Raw genomic sequence first — 17,290 nt, 5'->3', positions numbered from 1 at the left:
GGCCGTTCCTTACGTCGATTTCTCTATGTGGTGCTATATGGACACGTGATTAGCCGGGCTGTCGCTCTGTTCCTATCAACGGGAAACCTCGCGCGGCATCTCCCAGGGTGCGCGGAATCGCGCCGGGGCGAGTTCCCCCGTCCACCTTCGACGATAGGTTCGCCCACCTGCGTTGGGAACGCCTTTCGCGCCAGGGCGGGGTGGGGCGTAGGGGTGGGGTGACGCCGCATTCCGGGAGATGCGGGCGCCCCCGCCCGGTGTGACGCTGGGCGGCATGACCGGATTCGCGGGGCCCGTCCCGCACGACGCGGTCGTGTTCGACTGCGACGGGACGCTCGTCGACACCGAGACCTCCTGGAACGGCGCCTACCGCGACCTGTTCGAGCACTACGGGGTGCCGCTGGACCCACGGGCCCGCACCCGTCTGGTCGGCCTGCAGCTGCGCGAGCTCGGGCACGCCCTGGCCGACCTGCTCGGCCACCCCGCCGCTCCGGAGGCGCTCGGCCGCACGGTCTACGACCTGGTGCGCGCCCGCGTGGGCGCGGGGGTCGCGGCCCTGCCGGGCGCGGTCGAGCTGGTCACCGCGCTGCACGGCACCCGGCCGCTGGCGGTCGCCACCAACACCCCGGCCGAGATCGTGGCCGACTACCTCGACGGGATCGGCATCAGGGAGGCGTTCGACGTGGTGGTGGACTGCGTCACCGCCGGCGCCCCCAAGCCGTCCCCGGTGCCGTACCTGCGGGCCTGCGGCGCGCTCGGCGTGCACCCGCGGCGTGCCATCGCCGTCGAGGACTCGGGCAACGGCGTGGCCGCGGCCCGCACGGCGGGGCTGTACGTCATCGGCGTCCCCTCGCACCCGGAGGTCGCCCTGGAGGCGGACCTGCGCGCCGCGACCCTGCTGGACCCGGCGGTGTGGAGCGCGTTCGGCCTGGCCGCGCCGGTGCCGGCCTGAGCCGCGGCCCCTCACCACCCCGAGCGGATCGCCCCCACGATGTGCGCGCGGTCCCGCTCCGACAGCCACCACCCGACCGGGATGTGCACCACCCGGTCGTGCACCGCGTCCAGCGCGGGCAGCGCGGAGGTGAACGCGTCGCGGACCGAGGTGTGGGTGTCGTTGCGGCGGACCACCGCGCTCACGGTGACGCCGGCGGCGGTCATCTTGCGGATGAACGCCGGCCGGTCGGCCACCTTCACCGGGTACAGCCAGAACGAGTGCCCCTCGGCGCGCTCGGTGAGCTCCAGGCCGGGCACCCCGGCGAGCTCGGCGTCGAAGTACGCCGCGTTGCGCCGGTGCCGCTCCACCCGCCCGTCCACGTTCGCGAGGTTGGCGAGCCCGACGGCCGCGCTCAGCTCGCCGAGGTAGAAGTTGTACCCCCACTCGGGCACGTCGTAGTCGCCGTTGACCCGGTCGGCCCGCCGGTCGATGCCGAAGAACCGCAGCCGCAGCGCCCGCCGCAGCGACTCCTCGTCCGGCACCACCAGCATGCCGCCGGTGCCGCACGCCAGGTGCTTGGTGGCGTGGAAGCTGAACGCGCAGAAGTTGCCGTGCGTGCCGAGCGGCCGGCCTCCGTGGGTGGTGCCCCACGCTTGCGCGCAGTCCTCGACGACCGCGGGCCGGAAGCCGTACGCCGCCTCGGCGTCGTCCAGGATGGCCGACAGCCGGTCCAGGTCGACCGGATGCCCGGCCCAGTGCACCACCATGACGGCCCGGGTCGCGGGGGAGATCTTCTTGGCGAGGTCGTCCAGGTCGACGTTCAGCGTGCCGGGGTCGACGTCCACCCAGCGGATGCGCAGGCCGTTGGCGAGGATCGCCCAGTTGGTCGCCTCGAAGGTCAGCGGTGTGGTCAGCACCTCGCCGCCGGGCTCGGGGCCGGCGGCGAGGCGCAGCGCCAGGTGCAGGGCGGAGGTGCCGTTGTTGAGCGTCACGAGGTGCGGCGTGCCGAGCCGGGCGCGCAGCGCCTCCTCGAACTCCTCGCCCCGGGGCCCGTGCCCGAGCACGCCGGTGCGCAGCGCCTCCGCCACCAGGGGACCGGCCCCGGGGTCGACCGCGACCTTGAACAGCGGGATCATCGCGAACGGATGCCGACGAACAGTCCCCGCCCGGCCAGGATGTCGTCCTGCTGGACGTACTGGACCGCGCACCCGGCGCGCTCGAAGGCCGCGACGTACTGCGACGGCGCGAACAGCGTGAAGACCTGCACGTGCTCGAAGTGCCTGATCCCGTCGGCGTCGGCGACGATGTAGTGCGCCTCCTGCCGGACGACGTCGCCCGAGCGCACCGACTTGGCCACCCGGGTCACCGTGCGGTCGCCGTCGCGCACCAGGTCGCTGCCGACGTGCCCGTCGGTGAACCTCTCGGGGAAGTACCACGGCTCCACGATGAGCACGCCTCCGGGGGAGACGTGCCGCGCCATGGTGCCCACGGCGGCGTTCAGTTCGTCGGCGGACGCCATGTAGCCGACCGTGCTGTACAGGCTGCACACGGCGTCGAAGGTGCGCCCGAGGTCGAAGTCGCGGATGTCGCCGGGGTGGACCGCCACGCCGGGCAGCTTGATCCTGGCCGCCTCGCGCATGGTGTCGGACAGCTCCAGGCCTTCGACGTGCGCGAAGTGGTCGCGCAGCGACCGCAGGTGCTCCCCGGTGCCGCAGGCCACGTCGAGCAGCGAGTCCGCGTCCGGCTTGCGGGAGCGGACCAGCGACACGACGGCCTCGGCCTCCTTCTCGTAGTCCTTGCCCCGGCGCTGGTAGACGAGGTCGTAGACGTCGCTCACCTCGGACCCGTAGACGTTGGTCTCCCGCGCGGGCGTTTCCGTGGTCATCGGTGACTCCTCAACTGGGCACTGGACGGCAGCGGACGGCGCGTGGAATTCCGCATGCGGCGAGCCTCTCGCGCGTGACGCGCGCGACGCATCTTCAGGAGTGCGGATCGCCTTTCCGGCACGGCACTTCTGGAGAAGAATCGGCTGACACCCGTGGTTAATCTGATCGCATGGAGAGTGCCTGTAGGATTTGCGGCGGCGTCGTCAAGGAATCGATCGACCTCGGGCGCCAGCCCCGGGGAAACGGCTTCCTACTGCCGCAGGACATCGAGAACGAGTTCTTCTTCCGGCTCGCCATCGGCATGTGCGATTCCTGCACGATGACCCAGCTGATGGAAGACGTGCCTCAGGAAATCAGGTATCACGACGCGTATCCCTATCACGCGTCCGGTTCCGCCGTTCATCGCAAGCACTTCGAGCAGAACGCCCGCTACTTCCTGGAGCACGAGCTCACCGGCCCCGACCCGTTCATCGCGGAGATCGGCAGCAACGACGGTGTGATGCTCGCGACCATCGCGAAGGCCGGCGTGCGGCACCTCGGCATCGAGCCGTCGGCCGAGGTCGCTGAGATGTCCCGGGCCAAGGGTGTCCGGGTGCTGCCCGAGTTCTTCGACGAGACGACCGCCGCCAAGATCCTGGACGAGCACGGTCCGGCGGACGTGGTGTTCGGCGCCAACTGCATCGCGCACATCGCGCACCTGGCGTCGGTGGTGCGCGGCGTGGAGCTGCTGCTCGCCCCGAACGGCGTGTTCGTCTTCGAGGAGCCTTACTTCGGCACCGTCGTCGGCAAGACCGCCTTCGACATGATCTACGACGAGCACACGTTCTATCTGGCGGTGCGGTCGGTGCAGGCCATGGCCGAGCGCTACGGCCTGGAGCTGTTCGACGCCGAGCCCCTGGCGCTGCACGGCGGCACCATGCGCTACACCATCGGCCGTCCCGGCATGCGCACCCCCGCCCCCGCGGTGGCGGAGTTCTTGGCGCAGGAGCGCGAGCGGGGACTCGGCGAGCACGCCGCCCTGCAGGGGCTCGCCGCCGCCATGGACAAGGTCCGCACCGACCTGAAGGACCTGCTGGTGCGGCTGCGCGCCGAGGGGGCGAAGGTCGTCGGGTACGGCGCCCCGGCCAAGGCCGCGACGGTGACCAACTACTGCGACATCGGCCCGGACCTGATCCCGTTCATCATCGACTCCACGCCCTCCAAGCAGGGCCGCCTGGTCGCGGGCTCGCACATCCCGGTCCTCGCCCCCGAGGAGTTCGGCAAGGCCGACCCCGACTACGCGGTGCTGTTCGCGTGGAACCACGCCGAAGAGATCATGGCGAATGAGAAGGTGTTCCACGCTCGCGGCGGGCGGTGGATCCTCTACGTGCCCGACGTGCACATCGTCTGACGGACTCCCGGGCGCGGCCGGTTTTTCCCGCGCCCGGGATTCTCGCGTATTCACCCGTGATTCAGCACGTGGGGAGATGCGGCGGGGCCCGGACGGCGCGAATCATACGCCTAGATAGTTCTCTCGTGAATATCCGGCACGGACCATCTAGGAAATGAGGGCCCCACTGTGTCCGCGGTAACGAGTTCGATCCCGAACACGCAATTGAACGAACCCCGACAAGACCTACCCGCGCTGACCGGGATGCGCATCATCGCCGCGCTTCTCGTCTTCCTCTGTCACGCCGTGTACCCGATGACCACCGGCAACCAGACGCCCACCCCGCCGTTCGCGGACCCGGGGATCACCGAGAACCTGATCTGGTTCTTCTCGCCCGGCGGGTCCATCGGGGTGTCCTTCTTCTTCATCCTGAGCGGCTTCGTGATCACGTGGTCCTGGCGGCCGGGGCGGGGAACCGGGTCGTACCTGCGCCGCCGCGTGGTCAAGATCATGCCGAACCACGTGGTGACCTGGGCCCTGGCGATGCTGCTGTTCGCCGCGGCGTTCACCCCGAACTACGGCCTGCCGAACCTCTTCCTGTTCAACGCCTGGAGCTCCGACCCGATGTGGTGGGGCGGGGCGAACATGCCGGCCTGGTCGCTGTGCTCGGAGATCCTGTTCTACCTGCTGTTCCCGCTGCTGATCATCCCGATCCGCAAGATCGCCGACAACCGGCTGTGGCTGTGGGCGGGCATCGTCGTCGCCGCCATGGCGCTGACCTGCGTCGCCACCCTCACCCTGCTGCCCGGCGAGCCCCGCTTCCCCGGCGAGCCGCTGGCGCTGCCGCAGTTCTGGTTCATCTACATGTTCCCGCCGGTCCGGCTGTTCGAGTTCGTGCTCGGCATGGTCCTCGCCCGCATCGTGCTCCAGGGCCGCTGGCCGCGGCTCGGCGTCACCCCGGTGGTACTGCTGCTGGTCGTGGCGTACGCCGCGACGCTGACGGTGCCGTCGCCGTGGAGCCTCACCCTGGTCACCGCGGTGCCGTTCGGCCTGGCCATCGGCACGTTCGCCACGGCGAACCTGCGCGGTAAGCGCACCCTGCTCGGCACCCGGCCGATGGTCTGGCTGGGCAACGTGTCGTTCGGCTTCTACATGACCCAGGCGATCGTGCTCTACTGGCTGAGCCCGACCCTGCTCCCGGGCGCCTCCTACGGCGTCCTCGGCGGCACGCTGCTGATCATCGGCCTCACCGCCGTCAACGTGGTGGCCGGCTGGCTGCTGTACAAGCTGGTGGAGCAGCCCGCGATGCGGCACTGGAGCCGTTCCAAGAAGTCCCCGCCCCCGGCGCCCCGGCACCGCGTGGAGGACACCTCGCTCACGGACGTGCCCGCCTGACGTCCGGCAAAGAACCGGCGCCGGCCGGGGCGGTGGGACCGCCCGGCCGGCGCCGGTTCCTCGTGTTCTCTACAGGGCGCCGCTGTCGGGCAGCGCCAGCCACCACGGGTTGGCCCGGGCCCAGGCGATCGTCTCGGTGAGGCCGTCCTGCAGCGTGGTGCGGGGCTCCCAGCCGAGGATCCGGCGGGCCTTGGCGTTGTCGGGCACGCGGCGCGCCAGGTCCTCGTACGCCGAGCCGAGCCGCTCGCCGGTGTCCACCGCGATGGACGGCGCGTCGGCCCCGGTCAGCTTGGCGACCATCTCCAGCGCGTCGGCGACGGTCGTCTCCACCATGGTGCCGAGGTTGAACGACTCGCCGACCGCCTCCGGGTGGGCGGCGGCCAGCAGCGTGCCCTCGATGGCGTCACCGACGTAGGTGAAGCACCGGGTCTGCCGCCCCTGGTCGTAGGTCACCACGGGCAGCCCGTTCAGCGCCCGGTGCACGTTGCGGCTCAGGATGTACGCGGGCCGCTGCCCGGGGCCGTAGGCGTTGAAGTAGCGCACGATGGTGGTGTCCAGGCCGTGCTGCCGCCCGAACGCGTACGTCAGGTGCTCGGCCAGCGCCTTGGCCGACGAGTACGTCCACCGGTCGACCGACGTCGGGCCGAGCACCCGGTCGCCGTCCTCCGGCCACGGCACGACGGGGTTCTTGCCGAACACCTCGCTGGTGCTGGCCACCACGACCCGGGCACCGGCCCGCGCGGCCAGCTCCAGCACGTTGCGGGTGCCGGAGAAGTTGATGTCGATGACGTCCAGCGGCCGGGCCAGGTACTGGTCCACCCCGACGACCGCCGCCAGGTGGTAGACCACGTCCACCCCGGGGGCGATCGCCGAGCCCAGCGCGGCCGGGTCGCGGATGTCGCCCTGGACGTACCGGGTGTCGCCGGCCGGCCGGTACGGCGACGGCGGCCCGGCGTCGAACACCGTCACCTCGTCGCCGCGGGCGAGCAGCCGGTCCACCAGGTGGCCGCCGATGAACCCCGATCCGCCGGTCACGACGGCGCGCACGGCGCTCACCTGCCGATCCCGCGGTAGACGTACCCGAGCCGCCGCAGCGCGGTGATGCGCTCCTTGGGGAAGTACGCGCGGCCGTCCAGGACGAGGCACGACGTGGCCACCGGCAGCTCGGCGAAGTCGATGTCGGCGAACTCCCGGTGCAGCGTCATCAGCGCCACGCAGTCGGCGTCCAGCACGGCCTCGCGCAGCGTCGCGGCGGGCTTGATGTCCACCAGCTCCTCCGCCTGCACGGGGTCCACCAGCGGGTCGTACACCCGCACCTGCACCCCGGCCTTCTTCAAGGCGGTGACGGCGCCCTCCACGGGCGTCGCGCGCAGGTCGCCGGTGTCGTTCTTGAACGCCAGCCCGAGCACGGCCACCGTGGACGCGTCCGGCCGCTTGCCGAGCCGCACCAGCTCGTCGATGATCAGCTGCGCGGTGTACTCCGGCATGCCGGCGTTGACCTCGCGGCCGATCGGCGCGGTGAGGATCTCCAGGCCGCGCTCGCGGGCGGACCGCCAGACCATCCAGGGGTCCTTCACCAGGCACGAACCGCCCACGCCGACGCTCGGCAGCAGGATGTTCACCTTGCCCGCGCCCTTGGGCACGGTGTTGGCCGCCTTGATCACGTCCAGCACGTCCACGCCGTACAGCGCGCAGAACTTGGCCAGCTCGTTGGCCAGCGCGATGTTCAGGTCGATCCACCAGTTGTCCGCCAGCTTGACGATCTCGGCGGACTCCGGGGACGCCAGCGGGAACACCTCCACCTGGAACGTGTGCGCCCAGAACTCCGCGGCGGCCGCCGTGCTGGCGTCGTCGATCCCGCCCACCACGATCGGCAGCCTGCGCAGCTCGCGCAGCGCGGTGCCCTCGGCGAACCGCTCGGGCGTGAACGCCAGCCCGAAGTGCTCGCCCACGGTCAGCCCGCTGCGCGACAACAGCGGCAGCACCAGGTTGCGGGTCGCGCCCGGCGGCACCGTGCTCTTCACCATGACCAGGTGGCCGTCCCGCAGGTACCGGCTCACCTCGGCGCACGCGCCGCTGAGCTGCTCGTCCACCAGGGATCCGTCGGCACGCACCGGCGTGCCCACCGCGATCAGCACGACGTCGGCCTCACGCACCGCGGCGTAGTCGGTGGTCACCCGCAGCCGTCCGGCGGCCATGCCGGCGAAGAGGAGCTCGGCGAGCCCTTCCTCCTGGTAGCGGCAGTGGCCCGCTTCGAGCTCGTCGACAAGCCGGTCGTCGTTGTCCACACCCGTCACGTGGCAGCCGCGGTCCGCCAGCATCGCGGCGAAGCACGAGCCGACATATCCAAGGCCGACAATCGCCACTTTTGGGTTCTGGAGGTCAGGTAGAAAACGCATGTACGCTCCCGTCGAGGCTAATGAGACGCGATCATCTTGTGATCAGGGCGCGGCGCCGTTTATCTCATGCGGGCATGGAGCGCCCCGGGGTCGTCCCCTGCACGAGCACATAGTCATCCCCTGCCGTTACGCAGCGCATCTCCTGTATTGCGAGGCAGAAAGACTACGGGTGAATAATGGCGTCAACCCCTGCGCGCACGGCCCTATCACGGGCTGGAGGCACCATTCCCCGGCACCCCCCTACGGCCGCCATTTGCGCACCGCAATCCAGGAGATGCGCCATGGAAGCGCCGAGAATGATCCTGATGTCGTGCGCCGCAGACCCGCCTGAGTAAAGGACCGGAGATGAATGACCACAAGGCACTAGTCCTGGACGAGGTCCGCAAGTACCACCAGGACACCTTGATCGACGAGGGGTTCGTGCCGGGCGTCACCGAGATCTGGCCGACAGGTGCGGTGCACGACGTGGAGGACAGGGTCGCGCTCGTCGAGGCGGCCATGGAACTGCGCGTCGCCGCGGGCACGAAGGCACGGAAGTTCGAGTCGGTGTTCGCCCGCAAGATGAAGCGCCGCAAGGCCCTGCTGACCACCTCCGGGTCGTCGGCCAACCTGCTGGCCGTCTCCGCGCTGACCTCGCACCGCCTGCAGGACATGCGGCTGCGCCCCGGCGACGAGGTGATCACCGTCGCGGCGGCGTTCCCCACCACGGTCAACCCGATCCTGCAGAACGGCCTGGTCCCCGTCTTCGTCGACGTCGAGCTCGGCACCTACAACCCGACGGTGGAGAAGGTGGCCGCGGCCATCGGCCCGAAGACCAAGGCGATCATGATCGCGCACGCGGTGGGCAACCCGTTCGACGTCGTGGACATGGCCCAGCTGGCCACCGAGCACGAGCTGTTCCTCATCGAGGACAACTGCGACGCCGTCGGCTCCTTCTACGACGGCGAGCCCACCGGCACCTTCGGCGACCTCGCCACGGTGAGCTTCTACCCGGCGCACCACATGACGATGGGCGAGGGCGGCTGCGTGCTGACCTCCAACCTGGTGCTGGCCCGCATCGTGGAGTCGCTGCGCGACTGGGGCCGCGACTGCTGGTGCGAGCCCGGTGAGAGCAACACCTGCATGAAGCGCTTCAGCTACCAGATGGGCACCCTGCCGGAGGGCTACGACCACAAGTACATCTACTCGCACGTGGGCTACAACCTGAAGGCCACCGAGCTGCAGGCCGCGCTCGGCCTGAGCCAGCTCAACAAGGTGGACTCCTTCTGCGCGACCCGGCGGCACAACTGGAGCCGGCTGCGCGAGGGCCTGGACGGCGTGCCGCACCTGATCCTGCCGGTGGCCACGCCGCGCAGCGACCCGAGCTGGTACGGCTTCGTCATCACGGTCGACCCGGCGGCGCCGTTCGCCACCGGCGAGCTGGTGGACTTCCTGGAGAACCGCAAGATCGGCACCCGGCGGCTGTTCGGCGGGAACCTGCTGCGGCACCCGGGCTACATCGACGTGCCGCACCGGGTGGTCGGCGACCTGACCAACACCGACATCATCATGACCCAGACCTTCCACGTCGGCGTCTACCCAGGGCTCACCGACGAGATGATCGACTACGTCGTCTCCTCGATCAAGGAATTCGTGGAGGCGCGCGGATAGACGCGCTCCGGCCGGGGCTCCGGCCCCCCCTTCCGCCCCGGCCGGCGCCGCGATCCTCCTCCGCCCGCGGCCCGCACCTCTCGGCAAGCCATGTTCCAAGGAGACATCGATGCGAGTCATGATCACCGTCTGGCCACAGATGTGCCACCTGTACCCGGTCATCCCCTACGCCCAGGCGCTGCAGAACGCCGGGCACGAGGTGGTCGTCGCGGGTCCCCCCGGGGCCACCGAGCACGTCACTGCGGCCGGCCTCACCGCCGTGGTGACCAGGGGGGACGAGGCGCCGCAGTCGGCGCAGGACTGGGCACGGCCCGACCTGGTGACCGACCTGGCGGAGCTGGAGCGCCAGGCGAGCGTGCTCGGCGTGAGTGCCGACGTGCGTGACAACTGGGATGTCTTCTACCACTTCATGCTGTTCGGAGTGCGTTTCCACCTGCCTCCCGAGCCCAGCTCGGACAACCTGAGCCTGGTGGACTTCGCCCTCGCCTGGCGGCCGGACCTGGTGCTGTGGGACCCGTGGTTCCCCGCCGGGGCGATCGCCGCCAAGGCCTGCGGCGCCGCGCACGGCCGCATGCTGATGGCCCCCGACTACAGCGGCTGGGTCAGCGAGCGTTTCGTGGCGCACCGGGACGCCGGCGGGGCGCCCGAGCGCAACCCGCTGGCCGAGGCGATGCGCCCCCTGGCCGAGCGGTACGGCGTCGAGGTGGACGACGAGCTGCTGTTCGGGCAGTTCTCCCTGGACCCGATGCCCGAGGAGATGCGGCTGTCGTCCACCATCGAGTCGGTGCCGGTGCGCTGGATCCCCTACAACGGCGGCGCGGTGAAGCCCGAGTGGCTGTACCGGACCCCGGACCGGCCGCGGATCGCGCTGTCCCTCGGCGTGTCCACCCGGATGTACATCAAGGGCGAGTGGCGCAGCCCCAAGATCTTCGACGCGGTGGCCGACCTGGACGTCGAGATGGTCGCCACGCTGAACCAGGACCAGCTCCAGGGCATCACGAGCGTCCCGGACAACGTGCGCACCGTCGACTACGTGCCGCTGTCGCAGCTGCTGCCCACCTGCGCGGCGAGCATCAACCACGGCTCCAGCGGCACCTTCTGGGCGTCCCTGGCGAACGGCCTGCCGCAGCTCATCGCGGACACCGACGAGCGCCAGGGCCAGAGCATCGCCGGTGAGGGCGAGGAGGCGCAGTTCCAGATCCCCGAGCGCCACATCCTGTCCCCGATCGCCGCCCGGTACGTCGCCGAGAACGGCGCGGGCATGCGGCTCAACCACCAGACCCAGTCGGTGGACGAGATCCGCACCCAGATCATCAAGGTGCTGGACGACCCGTCCTACAAGGACGGCGCCACGTCGCTGCGCAACGACTGGCTGGCCCTGCCGACCCCGGCCGGGATCATCCCGGACCTGGAGAAGCTCACCGCCCGGCACGCGCGGGGCTGAGCCCGTTCGCCGGGCGCAGAAGAGAGAGACGGTTGATGAAGGCACTGGTCTTGTCGGGCGGGTCCGGCACCCGGCTGCGCCCGTTCAGCTACTCGATGCCGAAGCAGCTCATCCCGATCGCCGGCAAGCCGGTGCTGGAGTACGTGCTGGAGAACATCACCGCCCTCGGGGTGAGCGAGATCGGCGTCGTGGTGGGGGAGCGGGCGCAGGAGATCATCGAGGTCATCGGCGACGGCTCGCGCTTCGGCGCCCGGGTCACCTACATCCCCCAGGACCGCCCGCTCGGGCTGGCGCACTGTGTGTCGCTCGGGCGCTCGTTCCTCGGCGACGACGACTTCGTGATGTACCTCGGCGACAACATGCTCCCCGACGGTGTCACCGGCATCGCGGCGGAGTTCCTGGCGGCACGCCCCGCCGCGCAGGTCGTGGTGCGCCGGGTGCCCGACCCGCGCGACTTCGGCGTGGTCGAGCTGGACTCCGGCGGCGCGGTGCGGCGGCTGGTGGAGAAGCCCAGGTACCCGCGCAGCGACCTCGCCATGCTCGGCGTCTACTTCTTCACCCCGGCGATCCACGAGGCGGTGGCCTCCATCGGGCCGAGCGCCCGCGGCGAGCTGGAGATCACCGACGCCGTGCAGTGGCTGGTCACCACCGGTGCCGACGTGCGGGCCAGCGAGTACACCGGCTACTGGAAGGACACCGGGCGCGCCGAGGACGTGCTGGCGTGCAACCGCCGCCTGCTCGGCGAGCTGCGCCCCTCGGTGGCCGGGCACGTGGACGCGTCGAGCGTCGTGGAGGGACGGGTGGTGATCGGCCCCGGCGCCCGGATCTCCCGGTCGAGGATCGTCGGCCCCGCCATCATCGGCGCGGGCACCCTGGTCGAGGACAGCCACATCGGCCCCGGTACCTCCATCGGGCCCGGCTGCGTGGTGCGGGGCACCCGGATGGCCGACTCGATCGTGCTGGACGGCGCCTCGATCTCGGGCGTCTCCGGGCTGCTCGGCTCGCTGATCGGCCGCTCGGCCACGGTGGTCCCCGCCGTGCACGGCGACGCCCAGCACTGCCTGGTGGTCGGCGACCACACCCGCATCGAGATCGCCGCCTGACGTGGACGGTGATGCGCCCCCGCGGGGGGTCCCCGCGGGGGCGCACCGGTGGTCAGGCGACCATGAGGCGTAGCGGATGCCCGGCGGTCACTCGTCGGCGGCCGGGCGGTAGGAGAGCACCACGATGCCGGAGCGGAACGTGGTGGACTCGGCGAGCTCCAGGCGGGCCTTGCTGCCCTCCTGCACGATGAGGCTGCCCGGGGTGGTGATGCCGACCAGCACCGGGTGCACCCAGATCTCCAGCTCGTCGAGCAGGCCGGCCTCCAGCAGCGAGTGCGCGAGGCGCCCGACGCCGTAGATGAGGATGTTCCCGCCGTCCTGCTCCTTGAGCTTGGCGACCTCCCCGGCGACGTCGTCCCTGATCACCGAGACCGGACCCCACTCGGCCTTCTCGATGCCCGCCGAGACGACGTACTTCTGGATGGAGTTCATCCGGCCGGCGAAGCCGTCCAGGCCCTCCTGGTCGGCCATGCCGGGCCACGCCTCGGCGAAGCCCTCGTAGGTGCCGCGGCCGAGGAGCAGGGCGTCGCTGGCGAACAGCGTGGCGCGGGCCCGCTCGGCCGCCTCTTCGTTGAAGTACGGCATGGACCACTCGGGGTTCTCGATCACCCCGTCCAGCGAGGCGTACACGACTGCGATGATCTTGCGCAACTGATTCCTCCGTACTGCGGCCGGCCGCCGTGCCGCACGGTCCTTCCGGGGACCGGTGCGGCCGGGGGCCGGCCGTGGGGGTGGACTGGTGGCGTTCGAAACGCGTGGCTCAGGCCGGGGTCAGTGACTTGGTGACGATATCGGAGATCACGCCGACGGTGGTGTAGTCGCCGGGGGTGAAGCTGACCTTGGTGACGGCCAGGGACGTGCCGGTGCCGAGGTCGGCGTCGGCGAGGCTGCCGCCGGCGCCGGGCCAGCCGATGATCGGGCCGGCCGGGGGAGAGGCGACCGGGCGGGCCAGGTTGTAGCCGAGGCCGTACGCGGTCGGGTAGCTGAAGATCTCGTCGACGCCCTGGGAGGACGGCTGGGAGATCTGCGCGAGGCGCTCGGGGGAGATGAGGCGGACGCCGTCCACCTCGCCGATCAGCGCGGCGTAGATCTTGGCGACGCCGCGCGCGGTGACGGTGCCGCCCGCCGGGATGTCGGCGCCGAGGTAGTCGGCCCGGTTGCACATCTCGGGGCTGAGCTGCACCGCGCGGGGGGCGATCTTGAAGAAGGTCGGCATCATGGATTCGAGCATGTCCATGTCCATGGGCGGCCCGGCCGCCTCCAGCTTCGCCACGCGGTCCAGCTGGTCGGACGGGACGCCGAAGTACACCTCGTCCGCGATGCCGAGCGGCCCGGCGATCTGCTCGGCCAGCACCACCGAGATGGGCTTCCCGGTGGCCCGCCGGACCACCTCGCCCACCAGGTAGCCGAACGTCTGGGGGTGGTAGCCGACCTTGGTGCCCGGCTCCCACCACGGCTCGCTGTCGGCGAGGGCGGCCGTCATCTTGTCCCAGTCCACCAGGTCGTCCGGGGTGGTGTCCGCCGGGACGCCGGGCACGCCGACGGTGAAGTCGAGCACCTGGCGCAGCGTCGCGCCCTGCTTGCCGTGCGCGGCGAACTCCGGCCACACGTCGGCGATGGGGGCGTCGTAGTCCAGCACGCCCTGCTCGGCCAGCACGTGCACGACCGCCGAGGTGAGGCTCTTGCCCGTGGAGGAGCTGTAGATGGGCGTGCCGCCGGTCAACGCCCGCCCGGTCTCGGCGTCGGCCAGACCGGCCACCGCGTCAACCACGAGCTCGCCGTCCTTGTACACCGCCACCTGTAGGCCACGCTCGGTCCCGGAGGCGACCAACTCGTCGATGGCGTTCTGCACCTGCTGCTGAAGATCGCTCATTGTCTTTCCTCTGCGCTGGATGTCATGGCTGGCCGCCGGGCCCTGCGGGCCGGCGGCGGGATCGTCAGGTACCGATCGCGAAGTCCTCCCATGCCGGGACACTCACGATTTTGTCCGGGGAGGTGACGAGCGACAACGCGATGCGGGCACAAAGCATTCTGCGATAAAGACCACCGGGCGGGGCCGCCGGAGATCCGCCACGCCCGGATGCCCTGGTCGCGTGCTGGTTCCGAATGATGCTCGGGTTATGTCCGGGCGGCGAGATTTCCGGAACGCGCTGGGGTGACCCCTAAACTCCGCATTCGGCGCATTACCGGGCGAGCCACCCGAACCGGTCGGCCTGGTCCGTCGCGCTCGGTGACGGTCCCGGACCCCCAGGACGCGGGTGCCGTAATGGGTGCGGGGCGGGAAATCTGGGGTCGGTAAACCGGGCATGCCGGGAATATCGCATTTAAGGAGATGCCCTGTACGGAGGCGCCGCGTGACGATATCTGACGGACCCGTCTATATAGGATCAGGTGCTCAATGCGTCCCTTCCACATTGAAATTCCGCAGGCCGACATCGACGACCTCAAGGCGCGACTCGCCGCCACCCGCTGGCCCGGTGAAATTCCCGGTTTGGGCTGGCAGCGCGGCGTCCCCGTGGAATACCTCAAGGAACTGGCCGAGTATTGGCGCACCGCCTACGACTGGCGGTCGGCCGAGCGGAAACTGAACGCCTTCCCGCAGTTCACCACCGAGATCGACGGCGCGAACGTGCACTTCCTGCACGTCCGCTCGCCCGAGCCGGACGCCACCCCGCTGATCATCACCCACGGCTGGCCGGGCTCGGTCGCCGAGTTCACCGACGTGATCGGCCCGCTGACCGACCCCCGCGCGCACGGCGGCGACCCGGCCGACGCGTTCCACGTGGTCATCCCCTCCATCCCCGGCTACGGCTTCTCCGGCCCGACGCCCGAGCCCGGCTGGGACGTGCCGAGGATCGCCCGCGCGTGGGCCGAGCTGATGAGCCGCCTCGGCTACGACCGGTACATCGCGCAGGGCGGCGACTGGGGCAAGCCCATCTCGCTCCAGCTCGGCCTGGCCGACCCCGCGCACGTCGCCGGCGTGCACATCAACATGCTGGTCACCTTCCCGCCCGGCGAGGCCGCCATCGCCGAGCTGGACGGCGAGGACATGCAGCGCCTCATGCACGGCGGCCACTTCGCGCAGGACGGCATCGGCTGGCAGAAGATCCAGTCCACCCGCCCGCAGACCCTCGCGTACGCGCTCACCGACTCCCCGGCCGGGCAGCTCGCCTGGATCGTGGAGAAGTTCCAGGAATGGTCGGCCGCGGACAAGACCCCCGAGGACGTCATCGACCGCGACGACATGCTGACCAACGTCTCCATCTACTGGTTCACCGCCACCGCGGGCTCCTCGGCCCAGCTGTACTACGAGGCGTCCTACGGCGACGAGGCGTTCGCGCGCACCTGGGGCGGGCCGTGGCCGCTGGAGATGCCGGCCGCGGTAGCCGTCTTCCCGTTCGACGCGACCCGGCCGATCAAGAAGTGGGCCGAGCAGGCGCTGCCGAGCCTCACCCGCTGGACCGAGTTCGAGCGCGGCGGCCACTTCGCCGCCATGGAGCAGCCCGAACTGCTGGTCGGCGACATCCGCGCCTTCGCCCGCTCGCTCGGGCAGGCCTGATCCGCACTCCAGGAGATGCGTAGCCTCGCTACGCGCCGTGACGATGTGGTGGGAAACAGCGGATCCACCGGCTGGCCGGGGTCATCCGCGGGACTTTAAGGGAGGTGACCGCCATGGGCGACCTCGTGGGAGACCGCGCGGTGGTGCTGGGCGGGAGCATGGCGGGTCTGCTGGCGGCACGTGTGCTGTCCGAGGCCTACGGCGAAGTGCTGATCGTGGACCGCGACAAGCTGGCCGGGGTGACCACCGCCAGGCGCGGCGTCCCCCAGGGGCGGCACGTGCACGGGCTGCTGGCCCGCGGCCAGCAGATCCTCGAGGAGCTGTTCCCCGGGTTCACCGCGGGCGCCATCGAGTCGGGCGTGCCGACCGGTGACCTCGGCGAGCTGCGGTGGTACTTCAACGGCGTCCGGCTGAAGCCGGGCACCACCGGGCTGGTGTGCGTGTCCGCCGCCCGCCCCGTGCTGGAGGCCCACGTCCGCAAGGGCGTCGAGGCCCTGTCCAACGTGAGATTCGTCGAGGAGACCGACATCGTCGGCCTGGCCGCCACACCCGAGGGCGACCGGGTCACCGGCGTGCGGGTGCAGCGGCACGAGGCGGGCAGCACCGAGGAGGTGCTGGACGCCGACCTCGTGGTGGACTGCACCGGCCGCGGCTCGCGCACCCCCGTCTGGCTGGAGCAGCTCGGCTACGAGCGTCCCGCCGAGACCCAGATCAAGATCAACCTCACCTACACCACGCAGGTCTTCCGGCTGCCGGACGAGAGCATCCTCAACGGCGACCTGTCGATCAACCCGGTGTCCTCGCCCTCGCACCCGCGCGGGGCGTTCTTCTCCCGCATCGAGGGCGGCAAGTCGGCGGTGTCGCTCACCGGTGTGCTCGGCGACAGCGCCCCCGCGACGCCCGAGGGATTCATGGACTTCGCCAGGTCCCTGCCGGTGCCGGACGTCTACGACGTCCTCAGGGACGCCGAGCCGCTGGACGACCCGGTGGCGTTCCGCTACCCGGCCAGCGTCCGGCGCCACTACGAGAAGCTGGACCGGTTCCCCGACCGGCTGCTCGTCATGGGCGACGCCGCGTGCAGCTTCAACCCGGTGTACGGCCAGGGCATGACCGTCGCCGCGCTGGAGTCGATGACGCTGCGCACCCACCTGGCCAAGGGCACGCCGCCCGAGCCGCGCGCGTTCCTGAAGGACATCTCCGACGTCATCGAGGTGCCGTGGGGCATCTCGGCGGGCGGCGACCTCGCCTACCCCCAGGTGCAGGGCGCCCGGCCGTTCATGGTGCGGATGATGAACTCGTACATGGCCAAGCTGCAGGCCGCCGCCACCCTGGACGGCCGGATCACCCGGACGTTCATGCGGGTCGCCGGCCTGGTCGACCCGCCGCAGGCCCTCATGAGCCCCGGCATGATCTTCCGGGTGCTGCGGGGCGCCAGGAAGGCGCCGCGGGCCGTCGCCGTGCCGCCCGTGGGCGAGCCGGTGAGCGAGCCGGTCGCCTGAGGACCGCACGCAGGAAGATGCGGCCCCCCGGCGGGGGCTGTGAGGCTGACGG

At 70.7% G+C, this 17,290-nt stretch carries 14 protein-coding genes; 8 read left to right on the top strand and 6 right to left on the bottom strand.

The annotated features are described in order from the left end of the window. Positions 1 to 274: 274 nt before the first annotated feature. The gene (locus tag ACFP1K_RS26315; protein ID WP_380758037.1) at positions 275 to 952 is read left to right on the top strand and encodes an HAD family hydrolase; all 678 of its coding nucleotides are present in this window, start codon (positions 275 to 277) and stop codon (positions 950 to 952) included. 11 nt (positions 953 to 963) lie between these two features. Here the strand turns inward: ACFP1K_RS26315 and ACFP1K_RS26310 are convergent, their stop codons facing one another. After that, entirely contained in the window at positions 964 to 2,070 is a 1,107-nt protein-coding gene (locus tag ACFP1K_RS26310) for a DegT/DnrJ/EryC1/StrS family aminotransferase (protein WP_380758035.1), read from the bottom strand. Then, on the bottom strand, positions 2,067 to 2,819 hold the full coding sequence (locus ACFP1K_RS26305; protein ID WP_380758034.1) for a class I SAM-dependent methyltransferase: 753 nt from the start codon (positions 2,817 to 2,819) through the stop codon (positions 2,067 to 2,069). Before ACFP1K_RS26305 ends, ACFP1K_RS26310 begins: the two co-directional genes overlap by 4 nt. 170 nt (positions 2,820 to 2,989) lie before the next feature. On the opposite strand from ACFP1K_RS26305, the gene ACFP1K_RS26300 reads away from it, so the two are divergent. Continuing rightward, the gene (locus ACFP1K_RS26300; protein ID WP_380758032.1) at positions 2,990 to 4,210 is read left to right on the top strand and encodes a methyltransferase domain-containing protein; all 1,221 of its coding nucleotides are present in this window, start codon (positions 2,990 to 2,992) and stop codon (positions 4,208 to 4,210) included. Positions 4,211 to 4,414: 204 nt separating this feature from the next. Beyond that, a complete protein-coding gene (locus tag ACFP1K_RS26295; RefSeq protein WP_380758030.1) occupies positions 4,415 to 5,584 on the top strand; it encodes an acyltransferase family protein in 1,170 nt (389 codons plus the stop codon). A gap of 69 nt (positions 5,585 to 5,653) precedes the next feature. On the opposite strand, the gene ACFP1K_RS26290 is transcribed toward ACFP1K_RS26295, so the two are convergent. Together ACFP1K_RS26290 and ACFP1K_RS26285 are read right to left on the bottom strand one after the other, a co-directional pair. Then, positions 5,654 to 6,640 (bottom strand): NAD-dependent epimerase/dehydratase family protein, encoded by a 987-nt coding sequence (locus ACFP1K_RS26290; protein WP_380758028.1) that lies wholly within the window; start codon positions 6,638 to 6,640, stop codon positions 5,654 to 5,656. Then, positions 6,637 to 7,983: a nucleotide sugar dehydrogenase gene (locus tag ACFP1K_RS26285; RefSeq protein ID WP_380758026.1), complete on the bottom strand. Its 1,347-nt coding sequence runs from the start codon at positions 7,981 to 7,983 to the stop codon at positions 6,637 to 6,639. Before ACFP1K_RS26285 ends, ACFP1K_RS26290 begins: the two co-directional genes overlap by 4 nt. A 345-nt stretch (positions 7,984 to 8,328) precedes the next feature. On the opposite strand from ACFP1K_RS26285, the gene rfbH reads away from it, so the two are divergent. The 3 genes from rfbH (at position 8,329) to ACFP1K_RS26270 (ending at position 12,180) form a co-directional block, all read left to right on the top strand. Continuing rightward, positions 8,329 to 9,633: a lipopolysaccharide biosynthesis protein RfbH gene (gene rfbH / locus ACFP1K_RS26280; RefSeq protein ID WP_380758024.1), complete on the top strand. Its 1,305-nt coding sequence runs from the start codon at positions 8,329 to 8,331 to the stop codon at positions 9,631 to 9,633. A 109-nt stretch (positions 9,634 to 9,742) separates the two neighbouring features. After that, positions 9,743 to 11,077 carry a nucleotide disphospho-sugar-binding domain-containing protein gene (locus tag ACFP1K_RS26275; RefSeq protein WP_380758022.1) on the top strand — a complete coding sequence of 445 codons (1,335 nt, stop codon included), beginning with the start codon at positions 9,743 to 9,745 and terminating at the stop codon, positions 11,075 to 11,077. A 35-nt stretch (positions 11,078 to 11,112) separates the two neighbouring features. Then, entirely contained in the window at positions 11,113 to 12,180 is a 1,068-nt protein-coding gene (locus tag ACFP1K_RS26270; protein WP_380758020.1) for a glucose-1-phosphate thymidylyltransferase, read from the top strand. An 87-nt stretch (positions 12,181 to 12,267) separates the two neighbouring features. On the opposite strand, the gene ACFP1K_RS26265 is transcribed toward ACFP1K_RS26270, so the two are convergent. Both ACFP1K_RS26265 and ACFP1K_RS26260 read right to left on the bottom strand, forming a co-directional pair. Then, on the bottom strand, positions 12,268 to 12,831 hold the full coding sequence (locus tag ACFP1K_RS26265) for a dihydrofolate reductase family protein (RefSeq protein WP_380758017.1): 564 nt from the start codon (positions 12,829 to 12,831) through the stop codon (positions 12,268 to 12,270). A gap of 109 nt (positions 12,832 to 12,940) precedes the next feature. Beyond that, a complete protein-coding gene (locus tag ACFP1K_RS26260) occupies positions 12,941 to 14,053 on the bottom strand; it encodes a serine hydrolase domain-containing protein (protein ID WP_380758015.1) in 1,113 nt (370 codons plus the stop codon). A gap of 525 nt (positions 14,054 to 14,578) precedes the next feature. Here ACFP1K_RS26260 and ACFP1K_RS26255 point away from each other — a divergent pair. Then, positions 14,579 to 15,739, top strand: a complete 1,161-nt coding sequence (locus ACFP1K_RS26255) for an epoxide hydrolase family protein (RefSeq protein ID WP_380758013.1) — start codon at positions 14,579 to 14,581, stop codon at positions 15,737 to 15,739. A gap of 113 nt (positions 15,740 to 15,852) precedes the next feature. Continuing rightward, positions 15,853 to 17,238: an FAD-dependent oxidoreductase gene (locus ACFP1K_RS26250; protein ID WP_380758011.1), complete on the top strand. Its 1,386-nt coding sequence runs from the start codon at positions 15,853 to 15,855 to the stop codon at positions 17,236 to 17,238. The last annotated feature ends 52 nt before the right edge of the window (positions 17,239 to 17,290 follow it).

This window comes from Sphaerisporangium aureirubrum (assembly GCF_042658925.1).
In the GTDB taxonomy this organism is placed as follows: Bacteria; Actinomycetota; Actinomycetes; order Streptosporangiales; family Streptosporangiaceae; genus Sphaerisporangium; species Sphaerisporangium aureirubrum.
The sequence above is the reverse complement of the archived record's forward strand: the minus strand, read 5'-3'. Positions and strand labels throughout refer to the sequence as shown.

Excerpts from the sequence above, each read along its gene's own strand:
- ACFP1K_RS26270 (WP_380758020.1), top strand. The coding sequence starts at position 11,113 with ATGAAGGCACTGGTCTTGTCGGGCGGGTCCGGCACCCGGCTGCGCCCG.
- ACFP1K_RS26260 (WP_380758015.1), bottom strand. The coding sequence starts at position 14,053 with ATGAGCGATCTTCAGCAGCAGGTGCAGAACGCCATCGACGAGTTGGTC.
- ACFP1K_RS26255 (WP_380758013.1), top strand. The coding sequence starts at position 14,579 with ATGCGTCCCTTCCACATTGAAATTCCGCAGGCCGACATCGACGACCTC.
- ACFP1K_RS26305 (WP_380758034.1), bottom strand. The coding sequence starts at position 2,819 with ATGACCACGGAAACGCCCGCGCGGGAGACCAACGTCTACGGGTCCGAG.
- ACFP1K_RS26300 (WP_380758032.1), top strand. The coding sequence starts at position 2,990 with ATGGAGAGTGCCTGTAGGATTTGCGGCGGCGTCGTCAAGGAATCGATC.
- rfbH (WP_380758024.1), top strand. The coding sequence starts at position 8,329 with ATGAATGACCACAAGGCACTAGTCCTGGACGAGGTCCGCAAGTACCAC.
- ACFP1K_RS26275 (WP_380758022.1), top strand. The coding sequence starts at position 9,743 with ATGCGAGTCATGATCACCGTCTGGCCACAGATGTGCCACCTGTACCCG.
- ACFP1K_RS26315 (WP_380758037.1), top strand. The coding sequence starts at position 275 with ATGACCGGATTCGCGGGGCCCGTCCCGCACGACGCGGTCGTGTTCGAC.
- ACFP1K_RS26310 (WP_380758035.1), bottom strand. The coding sequence starts at position 2,070 with ATGATCCCGCTGTTCAAGGTCGCGGTCGACCCCGGGGCCGGTCCCCTG.
- ACFP1K_RS26285 (WP_380758026.1), bottom strand. The coding sequence starts at position 7,983 with ATGCGTTTTCTACCTGACCTCCAGAACCCAAAAGTGGCGATTGTCGGC.
- ACFP1K_RS26250 (WP_380758011.1), top strand. The coding sequence starts at position 15,853 with ATGGGCGACCTCGTGGGAGACCGCGCGGTGGTGCTGGGCGGGAGCATG.